Source organism: Mesorhizobium sp. M2A.F.Ca.ET.046.03.2.1 (genome assembly GCF_003952425.1).
In the GTDB taxonomy this organism is placed as follows: Bacteria; Pseudomonadota; Alphaproteobacteria; order Rhizobiales; family Rhizobiaceae; genus Mesorhizobium.
The window spans coordinates 4325406-4343046 of the sequence record NZ_CP034449.1 but is presented as its reverse complement, the minus strand read 5'-3'; the positions used below and the strand labels follow the sequence as shown (position 1 = coordinate 4343046).

The window sequence follows — 17641 nt, the reverse complement described above, 5'->3', positions numbered from 1 at the left end:
TGCGTCGGCAGGCGGCATGCCTTGGAGATTGGCCGAAACGCCCATCGCGATCGTCATTCCAGGGCGAAGCAGGAGCGAAGCTCCGTCGCGAAGACCCTGGAATCCATGCCGTTATCTTCGCCTCGACGTGCAACGGAGCAGAACTCTGCGCCGCAGCAGCAACGCTTCCAAGTCACGGAATGGATTCTATGGTCTGCGCGCGTCGCTTCGCTCCTTGCTCCGCCATAGAATGACGCGGTTGGGGCGGCTTCAACCAATCTCCGGCGTTGCGCTGATTTCACGGAAATGAACGGAGAATCTTGCACCAAGACAAACGGCAACTTTTCAAAATCCTTGTGTCGGGGAACGCACCAACCTTACACCAGCCCCGACGCGCGCGCCGCGGCCGCTGCTTCGCCGCGCGAGACGGCTTCCAGTTTCCCGAGCACCGCCGAAACGTGGTGATCGACCGTCTTCGGCGAGATCGCCATATGCGCGGCGATCTTCTTGTTGGAGAAGCCTCGTTCGATCAACTGCAGGACCTCCATCTGGCGCTGCGTAAGGCCGGCCTGGTTGGCGCGCGTCGCCTGCCTTGGACCTCTGGCAATACGGCCCACGCCGCTCTGCCGCAGCAGGCCGCGCACATGCTGCGCTACTGGTCTTGCGCCGAGCGCCTCGAAAATATCCAGCGCTTCACGCTGCGCGGCCTCGTCGCCCTGCAGCAAGGCGAGCGCCCGTTCGAAAGGGGCGCCCATCCTCGCCCAAAGCGCAGCGGCGGCGCGCCAGTCGCCGATCAATTGCAGGCGATGCGGCTCGGCCATGCTGTCGGTCTCGCCGGGATCGCATTCCGGCAACAAAAGCCGCCGCCAGGCCGCCAGCCCGCCGAACACCGCCCGCGTCGGCGCGAGGCCTTCGGCAAGGGCGATCAGATGCAGCGCTTCATCCCTGTCGCCCTCGCCCAGCCACGCCAGCTCGGCCATCACCTCGGCAAAAGGCACAAGCCGTTGCAGTTCCATGCCCTTGTCCAGGAACTGCCTCATCTCTTCCACGATCGGCTCAGCCGACGGGTCGCCGCGGCGGATGCGCAAGCGTGCCAGCGCGACGAGCGATGGATAGCGTACCAACGGCGTCGTTGCTTCATCATCGACAACCTCATGCGCCACCGCCGCGGCGTCGTCCCAGAGGCCGAGCCTCAGCAGCAGCTGCGCCTGCACGCCGCGCATGTAGTCGCGCCATGTCGCGAGATCGTTCTCGACGCAGTAGCCGATGCCGCGCTCCAGCAACGAGGACGCCTCCTTGAAGTTGAGCCTGTTCATCTCGACGCAGGCGCAGTTGGTGAAGGCGCGCGCCGCATGTTCCTGGAAGTTTCCCGACAATGCGATTCCCAGGCTGCGGGCGAGATCGCGCCGCCCCTTGGCGAAGTCCAGCCATTGCCCGGCGGCGCCGACATTGTTCAGCGCATGACACAGAATATCCGGCCGGTTGAGCCGCTCCGCCAGCTCCACGGCCTTGCCGCCGAGCATGAGCGTGTCCTCGAGCCGTTCGGCGAGCATCGCCAGCTGCGAGAGGTTGGAATAAGCCATGGCGAGTTCAGGGCCGTCAGGCGCTGTCTCCAGAAGCTCCACGGCCTGCGCTCCGAACCGGTCCGCGGCCTCGCGATCGCCGAGCAGGTAGGCAAAGCGCGACAGGCAGCGTAGACCGTCGCCCTCCTTGACCCGATCGCCCTGCGCCTGGCGCAACTGGCGCGCCTGGCCCTGCGCTTCCATCGCCGCCTCGACGCGGCCGATCAGGTGGCACTCGAAAGCATGGCCCTCATAGAGCTCGGCTCGCTTGTCGACCGGCAGCATATCCGCATAGCGCAGGGCAACCTCGTAATAGCCCACCGCGTCGCGATGCGCGCCGACCCGCGAAGCCTCGCGCGCCGCCGCCGGCGCGAGCTCGCGCACCACCTCCAGGTTCTGCGCTTCCACGGCATGATGCACCAACCTGGCAGTGGCCACTTGCGGGTTTTCGCGCAAGGCTGCCAGGGCGCGTTCATTGTATTCGCGCCGTTTGCTTGGCGTCAGCGCCATCTCGATGGCCGTGCGGGCGATCTCGTGCCGGAAGGCATAGCCGTCGCCGAAATCCTCGAGCAGGCCGTTGGCGACGCATTCGGCGAGCTGGCCGGCGGCGGCAATCCCGCAAAGGCCGCTCAGCGCCCAGGCGTCGGCGCGGCGCGGAAACACCGAGACGGCGTCGAGCATCGAGCGCGCGCCCGGCGACAGTTTTTCGGCGCGCGCCAGCACGGCGTCGCGCACGCTTGCCGGCAAGGCGCCATCGCCTTCGGCGGCGAGCAGCTCGGTGACGAAGAAGGCGTTACCGGCGCTTGCCCGGTAGATCGCCTCGCCGTCGCGCTCGGCGGTTGCGGCCAGCGACAGCACGGCGCTTTCGCTGAGCAGCGGCACGTCGATACGCACGACATTGCCGGCCGGGATCTCGCCGAGCGCCCGGCGCACGCGCATCTGTCCTTCGCTGCGGTCGGTCCGCGCCGTGATCAGAAGCAGGATGTGGGTGTTGGCGATGCGCCGGCCGAGGAAGCGCACGAAATCGAGCGTCGCGTCGTCCGCCCAGTGCAGGTCTTCGATGACGAGCAGGCACGGGCCTTTCGCCTCGAAGACGTCGAGCGCCTCGGAAAACAAGGGCAGCCGCTGCACCTGGCGGTCGTCGAGCACCCGCGGCAGTTCCCAATGCGCGTCGCGGGCCAGATCGTGAAGAGGCCCCAGCGGATCGGGAATGGAGAGGTCCTCGCAGGCGCTGCGAAGCATTGTCAGGCCATCATCCAGCCGGCTCGCGAACGCCTCGACCAGCGCCGTCTTGCCGGCGCCGGCCTCGCCCAAGACGACCACGATGCGGCCGCGGCCCCCGATTGCGTCCGCCAACAGGGCATCCATCTGCTGCAGCTGCGGCTGCCGTTCCAGAAGCATCATCGCTCTCTCGCGAAATTGAAATTCCATCGTGGCGGATCGCCGCCGCGATAGCGTGGGAGACAGTCCTAAAATGTGACTTTCCACACATTCAAGTGCCATCTTCCACATAAAACGTCCCAAAGATAGGGAATCGTCCCGGGCAATATGGGGAATGGCTCCGATGCATGGCCTTTCCCGAAATGGTGGTATCCGCCTTGCTCGAAACGAGCACGGAGCAATTCCGGGAAAACTGCGTAGCGGTTGGCTCGGCGACTTCGCCGTGGCCTTCCGTCCGGAATTGCGTGGAAACTTGCAATCCAATCACGAAAGGAAAGACGATCGTGCCACGTTATCTCGTTGAACGCACCTTCCCGGAGGGCCTGCATGTGCCGATGAACGATGCCGGCGCCACCGCGATGGGCGGCGTCATCGCCCGCAACGCCGAGAAAGGCGTCACCTGGGTGCAATCCTTCGTCTCGCCCGACAAGGGCAAGAGCTTCTGCATCTACGACGCGCCCTCGCCGGAGGCGATCCGCAGCACCGCGCAAAAGAATGCGCTTCCTGTCGATAAGATCACGGAGGTGCGGGTCCTCGACCCCTACTTTTATCGCTGACGGGGAAGACCGTGTCGGGCAGACCATACCCGTCGCCGGCGGACCTGACGCCGTGCCGGACAGCGAGAGTGTACCCGCCGCGGCGGATTACCTCCCGCCACGGCGCGGCTTCATGCGACGGGCCTTGTCGGCGCTGCTTTCGCCGTTGCGAAACCGGCGCCGCCTTCTGCCGCCTCAGGACGATTACCTGAGACGCGACATCGGCCTCGATGAGCGGGAGATGCCGCGCGAATACTGGGAATATTGGTGGCATCACCGCTGATCCCGCCTCGTAGGGATCAGTATCCATCCTTTTAACGACAAGCTTCGCCGGCGCCCGGAGTTGGCCTTGGCGGGCCGGCCCACCGTTGCGCGCCTCAACCGCATGGAGACATGAAATGACCATTCGCAATTGGACCAGGTGCCTTGTCGGCGCCTCTGCCGCGATCACCCTGCTGATGGCGGGCGCCGCCATGGCCGAAACCGTCAACCCGCTGGCCGACAAGGTGCGGGCGCTCGACAGCCGCTTCGAGGACGTCGCGGTGGCGAAGGCCGAAGGCTATGCGCCGATCCCCTGCGCCAGCGGCCTCACCGGCGGCGCCATGGGCATCCACTACGTCAACGCCGCCTATCTGAAGGACGATGCCGTCGACGTCGCCAAGCCGGAAGCCGTCATGTACGAGCCGATGGCCGACGGCACGCTGAGGCTGATCGCCGTCGAATACATCACGTCGAAAGGCCCGGCATCGCTCGAAGGCCATCTGTTCAACTTCAACACCGCGCCCAACCGCTACGGCCTCGGCCCGTTCTACGAGCTGCATGTCTGGGCCTGGAAGCAGAACCCGACCGGCGCCTTCGCCGACATGAACCCGAGCGTCTCGTGCGATGCGATGAAGGGGATGTAAGAGCGCCTCTTCCTTCTCCCCGTTTCACGGGGAGAAGGTGGCCCGAAGGGCCGGATGAGGGGCGGCGCCAACGATTGCGATTGGCCGTCCCTCTTATCTGACAGGAGATGATCACTATGTTTCGGAACTCTTCCGCAAAGAACCTCTTCGACACGTCATTCATCCCAATTTCCGTGGCCGGCGCTGCCCCTTATCCGCCTGCAGGCGTTCGTCATTCGAAAAGCCAAGCAATTGGCTTTTCGTCCGCTGCGCGGACCACTCCTCACCTCCCCCTATAGTGACGGGGAGAAGGAAGCTCTCCACCCACCCTTTCTTAAGGTGTTTCGGATAGACCCGAACGCTGGAAAAAGGCGGAAAACGGAGAGTTTTGGGTGCGCTTTTCCGCGGCAACGACTGCCGGGCGGTTCTTGCCGCAGCGCTGGGCGCTGCGCATGCGGCCGCTGCTTGGCCGCATCGATGCCATCCTCTTCACCGCCGATGCGCGCGGCGAAGCCGGGCGCATGTCGCTGATCGCCTTTTCCATCCGCATCATCAGCGCCTCGATCGCCTTTGTCAGCCAGGTGCTGATGGCGCGCTGGATGGGGTCATTCGAATACGGCATCTCGGTGCTGGTCTGGGTGACGATGGTCATCGTCGGCAATCTCGCCTGCCTTGGCTTCCACACCTCCGTCATCCGTTTCATTCCGGAGTATCGCGAGCGCGGCATGCTGGCCGAGCTGCGCGGCATCGTGCTTGCCAGCCGCCTGTTCGTGCTCGTCGCCTCGACGCTGATCGCCGGTCTCGGCGCGCTTGGCGTGTGGCTCGCCTCGGACTGGATCGAGAACTACTACGTCATCCCATTCATCCTCGGCGTCATCTGCCTGCCGATGATCGCGCTCGGCGACCTCCTGCAAGGGCTGGCGCGCGCCAATTCCTGGGCGCTGCTGGCGCTCTCGCCCACCTATCTGGTGCGGCCGGTGCTGATCCTGGCTTTCATGGCGCTGATGCTTGGCCTGCATTATGTGCCGGACGCCAAGACCGCGATCTTCGCCTCGATCGCCGCCACTTATGTCACGACGCTCGGCCAGCTGATGGCCGTCACCTCTCGCATGGACAAGAAAGTCCCGCCCGGGCCGATGACGGTGCATTTCGGGCAATGGATCCTTGTCTCGCTGCCGATCTTCCTGGTCGAGGGCTTCTTCTTCCTGCTCACCAATGCCGACGTGCTGATGGTGGGCGCCTACCTCCCGCCCAACGATGTCGCCGTCTATTTCGCGACCGTGAAGACGCTGGCGCTGGTGCATTTCGTCTATTTCGCGGTCAAGGCCGGTGTTGCCCAGCGCTATGCGCAATTCACCCATGGCGAGCCGGACAGGCTTGCCGCCTTCGCCCGCGAGACCGTGTCCTGGACTTTCTGGCCCTCGCTTTTGATGGCGCTGCTGGTGCTGGCGCTGGGCGAGCCGATGCTGGTGCTGTTCGGTCCCGAATTCACCGCCGGCTATCCGCTGCTCTTCCTGCTTGTGCTGGGCGTCGTGGCGCGCGCCGCCGTCGGCCCCTGCGAAAGCCTGCTCACCATGAGCGGCAACCAGAACATCTGCGCCGCCGTCTATGCCATGACGCTCGCCCTCAACATCGGCCTCAACGTGCTGCTGATCCCGCTATTCGGCCTCTGGGGCGCGGCGATGGCCACAAGCCTCGCCATGGTGTTCGAGGCCGGCGCGCTCTCCTTCACCGTCTGGCGCAAGCTCGGCATCGTGATGGCGATCTTCGTGCCTGCAAAGAAGGAAATTGCCTGATGGCCGCCGTCCCGTTGCTCGAAGAGACCAGCGGCGGCCCCGCCGGCGCCATGGTCTCCAACCTTGCCGGCCTGGCGCGCGAGGTCGACCCTGCCCATATCGAGCTCTTCGCCAGCAACAGGCCGGAACGCAAGCTCGCCATCTACCCGGCCTCGGCCGGCTTCGACCTTGTCGAGGAACTCGACTATCTCAGCGCCCGCACGGTCGAGCCTAATGTCTTCTTCAACCCGCGCTTCCTGGCCCCGGCGATGCCCCGGCTGGAGGACCGCGAGGTGCGGCTGGCCGTCATCCGCGACGGCGACGAATACCGCGACCGGTTGCGCCTTCTGGTGCCCTTCTCGGTCGAGCGGCCGGCGATGCCGCTCGGCGTCCCGGTGATGCGCACGTGGTCAAGCCCGTTCGGCCCGCTCGGCACGCCGCTGGTCGACCGCGACGATCCGATCGGCGTCATCGAGGATTTCTTCTCGATGCTGTCGCGGCCGCATCTCAAGCTGCCAAAAGTCTTCGTGCTGCCCGACATGCGCCTTGACGGCCCGGTGGCGAGCCTGCTGACCTCCTTCGCCGACAGCCGCGGCCTGACCCTGGTGACCACCGGCAGGGTCGAGCGCCCGGTGCTTGAAAGCGACGCCGACGGCGAGGACTACCTCAAGGCGTCGCTGCGTTCGCATCACTATCGCGAATTTCGCCGGCTGAAGCGGCGCCTTGCCGACCTCGGCAAGCTCGAGCACATCGTGGCGCGCGGGCCGGACGAGATCCGCCATGCCATCGAAAGCTTCCTGACGCTGGAGGCCGCCGGCTGGAAGGGCCGCGAGCGCACCGCCATGGCGATCGACCGCTACCGCGCCGCCTTCGCCCGCGAGGCCGTGCACCGGCTGGCCGAGCAGGACATGTGCCGCATCCATCTCTTGACGCTCGATGGCCGCGCCATCGGCTGCCTGGTTGTCTTCGTCGAGGCCGGCGTCGCCTACACCTGGAAGACGGCCTATGACGAGACGCTCTCCGACTATTCGCCGGGCACGCTGCTGATGATCGAGGTGACCAAGCAGCATCTCGACGATCCCAACATCGTCATGACCGATTCCTGCGCGGTTCCGGACCATCCGGTGATGAGCCGCCTGTGGAGCGAGCGCAAGCCGATGGGCACGCTGGTGGTCGGGCTGACGCCGGACGCCGACCGGCTGGCCCGCCAGGCGGCCTCGCAACTGCACCTCTATCGCGAGACCCGCAACATGGCGCGCCTGCTGCGCAACCGCATGCGGAGCCTGTTGAAAAGGCGCTAGATGGGTGGCGAAACACCGGCTATGGCTTGCGGCGGCCGAGCCCGGCCGGCCTTCACTACAAAGCACTTCCAAATGATCGATACTGTCCTGCGCTTCGCTCGCCTTTGTGCGCCGCTTGTCCCGCTCGCCATGTTTCCGGATCGAGCCTCGGCCGACACCTGCCCGGAGGATTGCTCCGATGCGCCGCCTCCCCCGATCAACATCTACAGCCAGACCACGCTCGGCCATCTGAGCCCCGCCACGGCAGGCGCCCTGCCGCGCGTTTATGTGCCCAACCGCTCTTCCAACAGCGTCTCGGTGATCGACAGCGTAACGCTCAAGGAAGTCGACCGCTTCAAAGTCGGCAGCAAGCCGCAGCACGTCGTGCCGTCCTGGGATTTGAAGACGCTGTGGGTTGCCAACAACGGCACCGGCAAAAACGGCAGCCTGACGCCGATCGACCCGATGACCGCCAAGCCCGGCCAGCAGGTCCCGGTCGACGATCCCTACAACCTCTATTTCATGCCGGACGGCAGCGCGGCCATCGTCGTCGACGAGGCATTGCAGCAGCTCGATTTCCGCGACCCGCACACCATGGCGCTGAAATCGAGCCTGCCGACGCCGACCTGCCTTGGCATCAACCATGCCGATTTCTCGGTCGACGGCTCCTATGCGATCTTCACCTGCGAATATGGCGATGGCGGCCTGGCCAAGATCGACCTGAAGAACCAGAAGGTGCTCGGCCATCTCGACCTGTCCAGGATGGGCATGCCGCAGGACATCCGCCTGTCGCCCGACGGCAAGGTCTTTTACGTCGCCGACATGATGAATGACGGCGTATTCCTGATCGACGGCGACAGTTTCAAGGAAATCGGCTTCATCCCCACCGGCATCGGCACGCACGGCTTCGTCGTCAGCCGCGACGGCAAGCGGCTCTATGTCTCGAACCGCGGCTCGCACAAAATGGAGCAGGGCAAGGCCAAGGGTCCGGGCAGCGTGACGGTGATCGACTTCGCCACCCGCGCCGTGGTCGCGCAATGGCCGATCCCCGGCGGCGGCAGCCCCGACATGGGCAATGTCAGCGCCGACGGCAAGCAGCTATGGCTCTCCGGCCGCTTCGACAGCGACGTGTATATGATCGACACGACGAGCGGCGCCGTGACGAAAATCCGCGTCGGCCTAGAGCCGCATGGGCTCACCGTATGGCCGCAGCCGGGGCGCTACTCGCAAGGGCATACGGGCAATATGCGGTAGGGAGGCTGGACGCCGCCAATAGACTCAACGCAGCCGGCATTGTGTAGTCGACCTGCACGATCCTTTGAACGTCACGCCTGCCATTTTGCAGAGCGTCTGAATGTCGGGAAGCGGGAATTGCAGCTTATGATGTGCGCGCCAAATGCCTGCCACGCTCGCGCCGATCGTTCCAAGCCTGAAACGCATACTTCAAAATATCGACACGGACGGCTCTGACCTCTCCAGCGTATCTATCGCGCAGCCTGCCTGGTTCAGCTCGGATCGTAAATTCCCCTGGCCTTGATGCCGATCAAAGGGGCTCGCGGCCTTCTTCGCTATCAATCCGTGAAGATAGAGAACTCAGCCTCCTCATGTGGCGTGGGCTGGCAAAAAGCATGACCGGGCGGCAGTCCCGGGCCTGACAGAGGCTGCCTGTTCAGCAGGTCACCGACAGGGTGCGTTGCTCTGATCGGTTGGATCGGAAATGGATACGACGGAGGCGCACCAAAGGTGAGCGGAATTTTCGCGACAATTGCGCGGCGCTTCGCCCCGTTTGAGCCGATGGCCGACGCGATGCGCCCTGGCGAGAAGTTTCCCAGTTTTGTCCGGCGCGCCAGCGGCATGCAACAGGTCTATGTCAGCGTGATCGCAATTTCGGTTGCCTTGGCCAACTTTCTACCCATCGACCTGCAGAGACGGGTCGTCGATGTGGCAATTGCCGACAAGGACGTACGGGGGCTGCTGATGCTCGGCGGCCTTTATCTTGGGGCTATACTCCTGCATGCGGGCCTGAAATACGCACTGATCGTCTATCAAGGCTGGGTCGGAGAGAGCGTGGTGAAGACGGCCCGCGACCAACTCGCTCTCGTCGCCACGCAAAGGTCCGCGCGCGAGCACGCAAGGAGTGGTCAGACCGCCGGCATCATCGGCAACGAGATCGACTATGTTGGCGGATTTGTCGGCACCAGCATCTCTGATTGCGTGGTCAACGTCACGCTGATGGTCTCCGTCGCATTTTACATGACCTACATGCAGCCGGTGATCGCTCTGGTCAGCGGCCTGTCACTCCTGCCGCAAATCCTGCTTGCGCTTTATATGCAGAAGGACCTGAACACACTCGTGGAGCGGCAGGTCGCGCTGGTCCGAAAGCTTGGCAACCAAGCAGTCAATTCCTTCGCCAGCCACTCGACGAAGCGCCGAGCCGCCTTTCGCACCATACGCACGATCTTCAGCACCCGCATCGAATTCTATTTGTTGAAATTCGGGCTGAAGACGTTGCTGAATATAGCCAACGCGGCGGGGTCCCTGATGGTCCTGATCGTTGGCGGCTATCTTGTGATCCGCGGGCAGACGACGATCGGCACGGTCGTCGCCTTTATTTCGGGCTTCCAACGCTTGTCGGAACCCACAGGGGAACTTCTCGACTTCTATCGCTCCTATTCGCAAGCGAAAGTGCAATTCCGGATGATCGTCCAGTGGGTTGACGGCGATCATCCCGCGCAAACCGGACATTCCGCGCACAGAATAGATCGATGATCTTGCCGGCCTGTTGCCGGAACCGGTGCTCCGCAAGCGCAAGCCGATGGTTGGTAAACTATTGGCGCCCGTGGGTGACGGTCTTGCTTTTGTTAAGCGCCCTGCGCCGGTCGACCCGACGGTAAAATACGTCAACACCTGCATGAAGGTAGTGGTGCCCCTAGCCGGGATCGAACCAGCACTCCTTGCGGAACTCGATTTTGAGTCGAGCGCGTCTACCAATTCCGCCATAGGGGCTCAGGCCGGGCGGCCTGGATGGGCGCGGACTATACGGGCGGATGGGTGTTCGTCAACTGGCCTGTTGCGGATTTGCCCGCGCAACCGGCGGCATCGCCCACCCTTCGGCCTCGTGGCGACGCAGACATTGTGCGGCGCGGAAAATCTTTCTAGACAGGCGAAGCATTGAGCGCCTCGCATCCGGAAGCTGGATGCGGCGCTTTGGGTCCTTGTCTTCCTGCCTGCCGTTGCCCAAAACCGCCAAGCGTCCCGGGTGACATTGATCAGAGCAATTCCAGGAAAAGCGCGCTGCGGTTTTCCGTCCGGAATTGTGTCGACCGCATTAGGAGAGCCGATGCTTCGCGGACTTTACGACTGGACCCTGTCGCTGGCGGCGCGCAAATCCGCCGAATGGTGGCTGGCCTTCATCGCCTTCGTCGAAAGCTCCGTGTTCTTCATACCGGCCGACGTGCTGTTCCTGCCCATGGCGTTGGCGCGGCCTGATCGCGCCTATCGCTACGCCCTGACCGCCACGGTTGCCTCCGTGCTGGGCGGCATTGCCGGCTGGCTGATCGGCTACTATGCCTACGACACGATAGCGCGGCCGATCCTGGAGCATTTCGGCGGCCTCGACACCTTCGAGAGGTGGCAGTCGTCAGGCACCGGGCTGATGCTCGTGCTGCTCGTCACATCCGGCGCTGCGCACCTGCCGCCGATCAAGGTGGTCACCATTCTGGCCGGCGCGCTTCACGTCAACATTCTTGTCTTCGTCGTCTCGGCCATCGTGGCGCGCGGCGCGCGTTTCCTGCTGCTGGCCTGGCTGTTGCGCCGCTATGGTGAATCGATCCGGGAGTTCATCGAAAAGCGATTGGGATTGATCGTCGGCGCCGGCGCGGCTGCCCTGATTTTGCTCTATATCCTCGTCAGATACGCCCACGGATAGCGACGCAACAAACGGATCCGATTAGATGACAGCGACCATGAATGCCGACACCGGACGCCAGCGCACGCGCGCGGCGCTTTTTCTCGCCGTCGCCATGGCCGCGACCGTCGGCTCGGCGCTGGCTTTCCAATATATCGGCGGCTACATCCCCTGCCACCTCTGCCTCGAGCAGCGCACGCCCTATTATGTCGGCGCGCCGCTGATGCTGCTGGCGGTAATCGCCTCGATGCTTCATGCGCCGGCCTGGGCTACGCGCGGCCTGCTGGGGATCGGCGGCTTGCTGATGCTCTACGGCCTCTATCTCGGCGTCTACCACTCCGGCGTCGAATGGCATTGGTGGGCCGGCCCGACCGACTGCACGGCGGGCGCCGGCCCGGTCGACACCGGCGGCAAGGGCGTGCTCGACGCGCTCGACAAATTCGTGCCGCCCTCCTGCGACAAGGCGGCGCTCCGCGTCCTCGGTCTCTCGCTCGCCGGCTGGAACGCTATCGCCAGCCTCGTGCTGGCCGCCGTCGCCTTCCGCAGCGCGTTATCCCGCGACTGAGCCAATTTTCTATCGAACGGCACGGCGGAGAGTTCGTCCAGAAATTCGCCAGCCCGGATTGGCTGGCGCGGCTTTCGAGAACCGGAGCGGAGCGTACTTAAGTACGTGAGCACCGGAAGCGCAGAAAGCTGCGGCAGACGGCCGGGCTCGCGGATTTCTGCCGAACTCTAAGGTTCCAGCTCGACATCCCAGTAGAGATAATCCATCCAGCTTTCATGCAGATGGTTGGGCGGGAACAGGCGGCCGTTGTTGTGCAGGTCGTGCACCGTCGGCTGGTAGGGCTTCTGCAGCGGCCACATCTTGGCCTGCGCCGGCATCATGCCGCCCTTGCGAAGATTGCAGGGCGAGCAGGCGGCGACGACATTCTCCCAGGTCGTCGCCCCGCCGCGATGGCGCGGGATGACATGGTCGAAGGTCAGATCCTCCGGCGTGCCGCAATACTGGCACTGGAAACGGTCGCGCAGGAACACGTTGAAGCGGGTGAAGGCGGGATGCCGGGACGGCTTCACATAGGCCTTGAGGCTGACCACGCTCGGCAGCTTCATCGAGAAGGTCGGCGAGGAGACGGCGTGCTCGTATTCTGCGACGATGTTGACCCGGTCGAGGAAGACAGCCTTGATGGCGTCCTGCCACGACCAGAGCGACAGGGGGTAATAGCTGAGCGGGCGGTAGTCCGCATTCAGCACCAGCGCGGGAAGCCCATCCGGAGATACGGCAACCGTCACGTCCTTCGCCTCCTACATTCCAAACCGAACGGCGCGGATACTGTAAGCCCGACATGACAGGGATGTGAAGCGGATTGTCTCTCGCCGAAACTCTCAAAAACGCATGATTTTCATGCTTTATTGGCCATTTCGACGGGAGGCGCCGCGTCCCTGCCCTTCAGTTCACGATAGTAGGCCCAAAAAAGCCGCGACGCGACACCCCGCCAGGGGCTCCATGATTCGGCCAGCCGGATCAGCATTTTCTCCGGCGGACGCGGGTCGATGCCGAGCGCATGGCCGACCGCCGTCTGCAGCGCGACATCGCGCGCGGGGAAGACGTCCGGATGGCCGGCGGCGAACAACAGATAGCATTCGGCCGTCCATGGGCCGATGCCGGGCACGGCCGTCATCGCGGCGATCGCCTCGCCGGCGTCCAGGGTGCACAGGTGATCGAGATCGAGCCCGCCGGCAACGGCTTGCGCGACCGCGAGCAGCCCGCGCTGTTTCGGCCGCGACAGACCGGCCTCGCGGAATATGTCCCCGCCGGCGGCGAGGATCGCCTGCGGCGTCAGCGGATCGACTAGCTTGACCAGACGGCCAAAAATGGCGTCGGCGCTGGCGCGGGAAACTTGCTGCGAAACGATGATCGAGGCCAGGCTTCGAAACCCCCGCTCCGACAGCCGAAGCGGCACCTCGCCCGCCTTGCCGCGCACCGTCTCCAACCGCGGATCGATTCGGCAGAGCGCGTCGAGCCCAGTCGCAATGTCGTCGAGCGAGGCGATGCGTTGCACGTTCTTGTTCCCAGGACGCCCGCGAAATGGCAATGGAGGCTAAATACCAACCGGCGAAAGCACCTTTCAACCCGAACGCCGCCCGAGAGATGACGCTCCTGACATTCCGCTTCGCGCCGAGCCCGAATGGCGAACTGCATCTCGGCCATGCCTATTCGGCCCTGCTGAACCAGCAGATGGCGACGCAGGTCGGCGGACGGCTGCTGCTGCGCATCGAGGATATCGACATCGCCCGCTGCACGCCGCAATTCGAGACCGGCATTTTCCGCGACCTCGAATGGCTGGGATTGCGCTGGGAACAGCCGGTGCGTCGCCAGTCGGAACATTTTGCCGAATACCAGGCGGTGCTCGACCGATTGGTCGCCGAGGAACTGGTCTATCCGGCCTTCATGAGCCGGGGCGAGATCCGCGCCTTCATCGCCGAGAGAGGCGGCCGCGACTGGCCGCGCGATCCTGACGGCGTGCCGCTCTACCCGCCGCTCGACAAGGCCCTGCCAGCCAGGGAGCGCAAGCGACGGATCGCCGAGAACATGCCCTTCGCCTGGCGGCTCGACGTCGAAGTGGCAAGGATGCGCGTCACCGCCGACCTGTCATGGACCGAATTCACCGATGAGACGATGTCGGCGACACGAGCGATCGAAGCGCAACCGCAGGCCTGGGGCGACGTCATCGTCGCCCGCCGCGACATCCCGACCAGCTATCATCTTGCCGTCGTCCTCGACGACGCGCTGCAGGGCGTCAGCCATGTCGTGCGCGGCCAGGACCTCTATGCGGCGACCGGCGTGCAGCGCCTGCTGCAGGAACTGCTCGGCCTGCCGCAGCCGCGCTATTTCCACCACCGCCTGATCCTTGGTCCGGACGGCAGGAAACTGTCCAAGAGCTTCAAGGACACCGGTCTTGCCGCGCTTCGCGAGGCGGGCATGTCGTCGCAGGACGTCAGGCGGCTTGTCGAGTTTGATTAAAGTCGCGCCATCCCGGCCTTGATCAGTGCCAGCACGCTGATGAAGGCAAAGGCGCCGCCGAGCCCACAGGCAACCGCCAGCCTGAGGTCGCTCAGGCTGATGCCATGCTTGCCGGCGACCGTCACCGCGGCAAAGAAGCCGAAGATGAACAGCAGCGTGTTGCCGGTCGGGCCAAACCCGCTCTCCTTCATGATCGCGTCGAGCGCCGTGCCGAAGAAGAAACCGAAGCCGGCAATGATCAGGAAGGCGAACAACAGCCAGGTCGTGTCGAGATGCAAAAACATGCCCACCCATGGCGCGCCGACGCGCCATGCCCCTCTTGGCACGGTTTGTTGAATTCGACTTAGCTTATGGATCAACCGTTTCGTTTTGCTTGCCGGATTGAACGGCATTAGAGCAATTGCCGTCATCAACCGTTCACCCCGGCAGCCTCCCACCCATGCAGAGCATCAAGCGGCTCATTCCCGCCTCCTTCGTCGTTCTGTGGGCGACAGGCTTCATCGGCGCGCGCTACGCCATGCCCTGGGCCGAGCCCTTTACGTTCCTTGCCATCCGCTTCGTCATAGCGGCGATCCTGTTTGCCGGCCTCGCCGTGCTGCTTGGCTCGCGCACGGCGACGCGCGACGAGGCGTTGCATGCGACGATGGCCGGCGTCCTCATGCATGGCGTCTATCTCGGCGCCGTCTTCTGGGCGATCCACCGGGGCATGCCGGCAGGGTTTTCGGCATTGATCGTCGGCCTGCAGCCGCTGATCACCGCCGTGCTCGCCGGCAGATTCCTCGGCGAGGCGATCCTGCCCCGCCATTGGGCCGGGCTCGCTGTCGGGCTTGTGGGCGTCGTCATTGTGCTGTGGCCGAAGCTCGGAGCGGTCGGCGGCGGCGTGACCGCGGCAACATTGACCGCCTCGCTCGTCTCGGTGCTTGGCATGAGCGCCGGCACCATCTGGCAGAAACGCTATGCTTCCGGCGGCGACCTGGTGTCGGCGACGATGTGGCAGTATGTCGGCGGCTCCGCCGTGATGATCCTGGGCTCGCTCGCCTTCGAGACGCGCGCCGTCACCGTCAATGGCGAGCTGATCTTTGCCATGGCCTGGCTGGTCCTGGTGCTGTCGGTCGGCGCCATCTTCCTGTTGATGGTGATGATCAGGGACGGCGAGATGTCGAAGGTCGCTTCGCTGTTCTACCTCGTGCCCGCCGTGACCGCGGTCATCGCCTGGATGCTTTTCGACGAGCAGCTCAATCTGCTGCAGATCGCCGGCATGGCGATCGCGACCCTTGGCGTAGGCCTGGCGACGGCGGGCAGGCAAGGGAAGGGAAGGGGAATTGAGGAATTGAAGAATTGAAGAACGGAGAACTGAGGAACTGAAGAACTGAAGAACTGAAGAAGAAGCCGGCAGCGCCGGATCGCTTTTTCTTCAATTCCTCAATTCTTCATTTCTTCAATTCCTCTACCGACGCAACTCACCCGACGCGCGCACGCGCCTCCAGATAGCGGCTGATGGCGGCGTTGAGCTCGCCGCCGAGGATGAAGATCGCCGAGATGATGTAGAGGAAAACCACCGCGATCATGATCGAGGCGAGCCCCGCATAGGTCGTCACGTAGGACGAGAAATGATCGAGATAGGTGGCGAAGATGGTCGAGCCGGCGAGCCAGGCGATCAGCGTGAAGACGATGCCCGGTATGATCGAGACAAAGCGGCGCTTGCCGGCCGGCAGCCAGATATGCACCGAGAACAGCCCGATGACGATGACGGTGGAGGCGACGACGTAACGCCACAGCGTGATGGTGCCCATATAGGGCTTGATCCATTCGAGATGCGCCTCCGCCAGCCTGGCCAGCAGAGGGGCGAACACCAGAAGCACGCTGACGGCCAGGAAACAGGCCGTGGCGATCAGCACGAAAATGATGCTTTGCACCCTGCGGTGGATGATGCCGCGCGTTTCGGTGACACGATAGGCCCGGTTGAGCGAGGTGCGCAGCGCCTCGATGCCGTTCGACGCGAAATAGGCGGCAAGCACGACGCCGTAGGTCAAAAGGTCGGTTCGCCTGACGGTGAGAACGTTCTGCACCTCGCGCGCGATCGGCTTGGCGATCTGCTCCGGCCAGGTGTCGAAGACGAGATGCACCGCCGTGTCCGAGAACGCCTGCGCGCCGAGGAAGCTGGCCAGTGTCGTGGCGAAGATCAGGAACGGAAACAACGCCATCAGCGAGGTGATGGCGAGATGGCTGGCCATCGCCCAGCCGTCGTCATTGTTGAAATGGCCGATCGCATCGTAGAGCACGCGCTTGACGGCGACGATATTCCTGAGCAAGGACCCGCGCTCCGCTCGATTGTGTCGACGCCGCGAATATGGGAAGTGATTGCAGCAAATGGCAACCCCAGGTCAGACAACGTCCACCGTCGCGAAAGAATTGCGCACCGTCATCGTCACCGGGGCCTCCTCCGGCATCGGCGCGTATTGCGCGCGGGCGCTGAAGGCGGAGGGCTGGCGGGTCTTCGCAACGGCGCGCAAGCCGGCCGACATAGCCGTGCTCGAGGCCGACGGCCTGGAGGCCTTCTATCTCGATTATCGTGAGCCGGAATCCATCGCCGCGCTGGTCGAGGCGGTGCTTGAACGCACCGGCGGCACGCTGGACGCGCTGTTCAACAACGGCGCCTACGCTCAGCCCGGCGCCGTCGAGGACCTGCCGGTCGCAGCGCTGCGCGAGCAGTTCGAGGCCAATTTCTTCGGCTGGCATGATCTCACCCGGCGCGTCATGCCGGTCATGCGTCGCCAGGGGCACGGCCGTCTCGTCCATTGCTCCTCGATCCTCGGACTGGCGCCTGTCCGCTTCCGCGGCGCCTATTCGGCATCCAAGCACGCCATCGAAGGCCTGATGCTGTGCATGCGCCAGGAACTCGACGGCAGCGGCATCCACCTTTCCCTCATCGAACCGGGACCGGTGACGTCGAAGATCGCCAGCAATGGCCTGCCCTGGTTCCTGAAGAACATCGATGTCGAAAAGTCCGTCCACCGCGCGGATTATCAGGCGCAGCTCGCCCGGCTCCAGGCCGGCGGCAGCGTGTCGAAGCTGAAGCCCGGGCCGGAGGTCGTGCACAACGCGCTCCGCCACGCGCTTCTGTCACAGCGCCCGCGCCCGCACTATGTGGTAACGGTGCCGGCCAGGATCGGCGCGGCACTCAAACGCATCCTGCCGGCGTCAATGCTGTACCGCGTGCTCGCCAGGCGCGCCTGACCGAAACTGAACCGGAGCC

General features: G+C 64.2%; 17 protein-coding genes and 1 tRNA gene. 12 read left to right on the top strand and 6 right to left on the bottom strand.

The window, feature by feature from the left end; genetic code table 11:
• Positions 1–356 precede the first annotated feature (356 nt).
• Complete coding sequence (locus EJ072_RS20705; RefSeq protein ID WP_126083696.1) at positions 357–2942, bottom strand: LuxR family transcriptional regulator; 2586 nt, start codon at positions 2940–2942, stop codon at positions 357–359.
• A 323-nt stretch (positions 2943–3265) separates the two neighbouring features.
• Here EJ072_RS20705 and EJ072_RS20700 point away from each other — a divergent pair, with 323 nt between their 5' ends.
• The 7 genes from EJ072_RS20700 to EJ072_RS20675 all read left to right on the top strand — a co-directional run bounded on the left by EJ072_RS20700 (position 3266) and on the right by EJ072_RS20675 (position 10225).
• A complete protein-coding gene (locus EJ072_RS20700; RefSeq protein ID WP_126081070.1) occupies positions 3266–3538 on the top strand; it encodes a DUF4242 domain-containing protein in 273 nt (90 codons plus the stop codon).
• A 112-nt stretch (positions 3539–3650) separates the two neighbouring features.
• Positions 3651–3800, top strand: a complete 150-nt coding sequence (locus EJ072_RS36080; RefSeq protein ID WP_189343061.1) for a hypothetical protein — start codon at positions 3651–3653, stop codon at positions 3798–3800.
• 175 nt (positions 3801–3975) lie between these two features.
• Positions 3976–4422, top strand: coding sequence for a hypothetical protein (locus EJ072_RS20695; protein ID WP_245467372.1), 447 nt, complete (start codon positions 3976–3978; stop codon positions 4420–4422).
• A gap of 371 nt (positions 4423–4793) precedes the next feature.
• Positions 4794–6197: a lipopolysaccharide biosynthesis protein gene (locus tag EJ072_RS20690; protein ID WP_126081068.1), complete on the top strand. Its 1404-nt coding sequence runs from the start codon at positions 4794–4796 to the stop codon at positions 6195–6197.
• On the top strand, positions 6197–7477 hold the full coding sequence (locus EJ072_RS20685) for a GNAT family N-acetyltransferase (protein ID WP_126081067.1): 1281 nt from the start codon (positions 6197–6199) through the stop codon (positions 7475–7477). Before EJ072_RS20690 ends, EJ072_RS20685 begins: the two co-directional genes overlap by 1 nt.
• A 72-nt stretch (positions 7478–7549) precedes the next feature.
• The gene (locus EJ072_RS20680) at positions 7550–8710 is read left to right on the top strand and encodes a YncE family protein (protein WP_126081066.1); all 1161 of its coding nucleotides are present in this window, start codon (positions 7550–7552) and stop codon (positions 8708–8710) included.
• 489 nt (positions 8711–9199) lie between these two features.
• The gene (locus EJ072_RS20675) at positions 9200–10225 is read left to right on the top strand and encodes an ABC transporter transmembrane domain-containing protein (protein ID WP_126081065.1); all 1026 of its coding nucleotides are present in this window, start codon (positions 9200–9202) and stop codon (positions 10223–10225) included.
• A gap of 152 nt (positions 10226–10377) precedes the next feature.
• Here the strand turns inward: EJ072_RS20675 and EJ072_RS20670 are convergent.
• Positions 10378–10462 (bottom strand) — tRNA-Leu (locus EJ072_RS20670).
• A gap of 334 nt (positions 10463–10796) precedes the next feature.
• Between EJ072_RS20670 and EJ072_RS20665 the strand changes: the two genes are divergently transcribed.
• Positions 10797–11384, top strand: a complete 588-nt coding sequence (locus EJ072_RS20665) for a YqaA family protein (protein WP_042641375.1) — start codon at positions 10797–10799, stop codon at positions 11382–11384.
• Positions 11385–11409: 25 nt separating this feature from the next.
• Positions 11410–11928, top strand: coding sequence for a disulfide bond formation protein B (locus EJ072_RS20660; protein WP_126081064.1), 519 nt, complete (start codon positions 11410–11412; stop codon positions 11926–11928).
• 167 nt (positions 11929–12095) lie between these two features.
• On the opposite strand, the gene EJ072_RS20655 is transcribed toward EJ072_RS20660, so the two are convergent.
• Positions 12096–12653, bottom strand: a complete 558-nt coding sequence (locus tag EJ072_RS20655) for an HNH endonuclease (protein WP_027167440.1) — start codon at positions 12651–12653, stop codon at positions 12096–12098.
• Positions 12654–12763: 110 nt separating this feature from the next.
• The gene (locus EJ072_RS20650) at positions 12764–13423 is read right to left on the bottom strand and encodes a DNA-3-methyladenine glycosylase (RefSeq protein WP_126081063.1); all 660 of its coding nucleotides are present in this window, start codon (positions 13421–13423) and stop codon (positions 12764–12766) included.
• A gap of 89 nt (positions 13424–13512) precedes the next feature.
• Between EJ072_RS20650 and gluQRS the strand changes: the two genes are divergently transcribed.
• Positions 13513–14385: a tRNA glutamyl-Q(34) synthetase GluQRS gene (gene gluQRS / locus EJ072_RS20645; RefSeq protein ID WP_126081062.1), complete on the top strand. Its 873-nt coding sequence runs from the start codon at positions 13513–13515 to the stop codon at positions 14383–14385.
• On the opposite strand, the gene EJ072_RS20640 is transcribed toward gluQRS, so the two are convergent.
• Positions 14382–14669, bottom strand: a complete 288-nt coding sequence (locus EJ072_RS20640; RefSeq protein WP_126081061.1) for a hypothetical protein — start codon at positions 14667–14669, stop codon at positions 14382–14384. The genes gluQRS and EJ072_RS20640 overlap by 4 nt on opposite strands.
• 155 nt (positions 14670–14824) lie before the next feature.
• Between EJ072_RS20640 and EJ072_RS20635 the strand changes: the two genes are divergently transcribed.
• On the top strand, positions 14825–15727 hold the full coding sequence (locus EJ072_RS20635; protein ID WP_126081060.1) for a DMT family transporter: 903 nt from the start codon (positions 14825–14827) through the stop codon (positions 15725–15727).
• A 118-nt stretch (positions 15728–15845) separates the two neighbouring features.
• Here the strand turns inward: EJ072_RS20635 and EJ072_RS20630 are convergent, their stop codons facing one another.
• Positions 15846–16697 carry a YihY/virulence factor BrkB family protein gene (locus tag EJ072_RS20630; protein ID WP_126081059.1) on the bottom strand — a complete coding sequence of 284 codons (852 nt, stop codon included), beginning with the start codon at positions 16695–16697 and terminating at the stop codon, positions 15846–15848.
• A gap of 58 nt (positions 16698–16755) precedes the next feature.
• Between EJ072_RS20630 and EJ072_RS20625 the strand changes: the two genes are divergently transcribed.
• The gene (locus EJ072_RS20625; protein WP_126081058.1) at positions 16756–17622 is read left to right on the top strand and encodes an SDR family oxidoreductase; all 867 of its coding nucleotides are present in this window, start codon (positions 16756–16758) and stop codon (positions 17620–17622) included.
• The last annotated feature ends 19 nt before the right edge of the window (positions 17623–17641 follow it).

Excerpts from the sequence above, each read along its gene's own strand:
- EJ072_RS20680 (WP_126081066.1), top strand. The coding sequence starts at position 7,550 with ATGATCGATACTGTCCTGCGCTTCGCTCGCCTTTGTGCGCCGCTTGTC.
- EJ072_RS20625 (WP_126081058.1), top strand. The coding sequence starts at position 16,756 with ATGGCAACCCCAGGTCAGACAACGTCCACCGTCGCGAAAGAATTGCGC.
- EJ072_RS20665 (WP_042641375.1), top strand. The coding sequence starts at position 10,797 with ATGCTTCGCGGACTTTACGACTGGACCCTGTCGCTGGCGGCGCGCAAA.
- EJ072_RS20705 (WP_126083696.1), bottom strand. The coding sequence starts at position 2,942 with ATGCTTCTGGAACGGCAGCCGCAGCTGCAGCAGATGGATGCCCTGTTG.
- gluQRS (WP_126081062.1), top strand. The coding sequence starts at position 13,513 with ATGACGCTCCTGACATTCCGCTTCGCGCCGAGCCCGAATGGCGAACTG.
- EJ072_RS20685 (WP_126081067.1), top strand. The coding sequence starts at position 6,197 with ATGGCCGCCGTCCCGTTGCTCGAAGAGACCAGCGGCGGCCCCGCCGGC.
- EJ072_RS20660 (WP_126081064.1), top strand. The coding sequence starts at position 11,410 with ATGACAGCGACCATGAATGCCGACACCGGACGCCAGCGCACGCGCGCG.
- EJ072_RS20635 (WP_126081060.1), top strand. The coding sequence starts at position 14,825 with ATGCAGAGCATCAAGCGGCTCATTCCCGCCTCCTTCGTCGTTCTGTGG.
- EJ072_RS36080 (WP_189343061.1), top strand. The coding sequence starts at position 3,651 with ATGCGACGGGCCTTGTCGGCGCTGCTTTCGCCGTTGCGAAACCGGCGC.
- EJ072_RS20640 (WP_126081061.1), bottom strand. The coding sequence starts at position 14,669 with ATGTTTTTGCATCTCGACACGACCTGGCTGTTGTTCGCCTTCCTGATC.
- EJ072_RS20695 (WP_245467372.1), top strand. The coding sequence starts at position 3,976 with ATGGCGGGCGCCGCCATGGCCGAAACCGTCAACCCGCTGGCCGACAAG.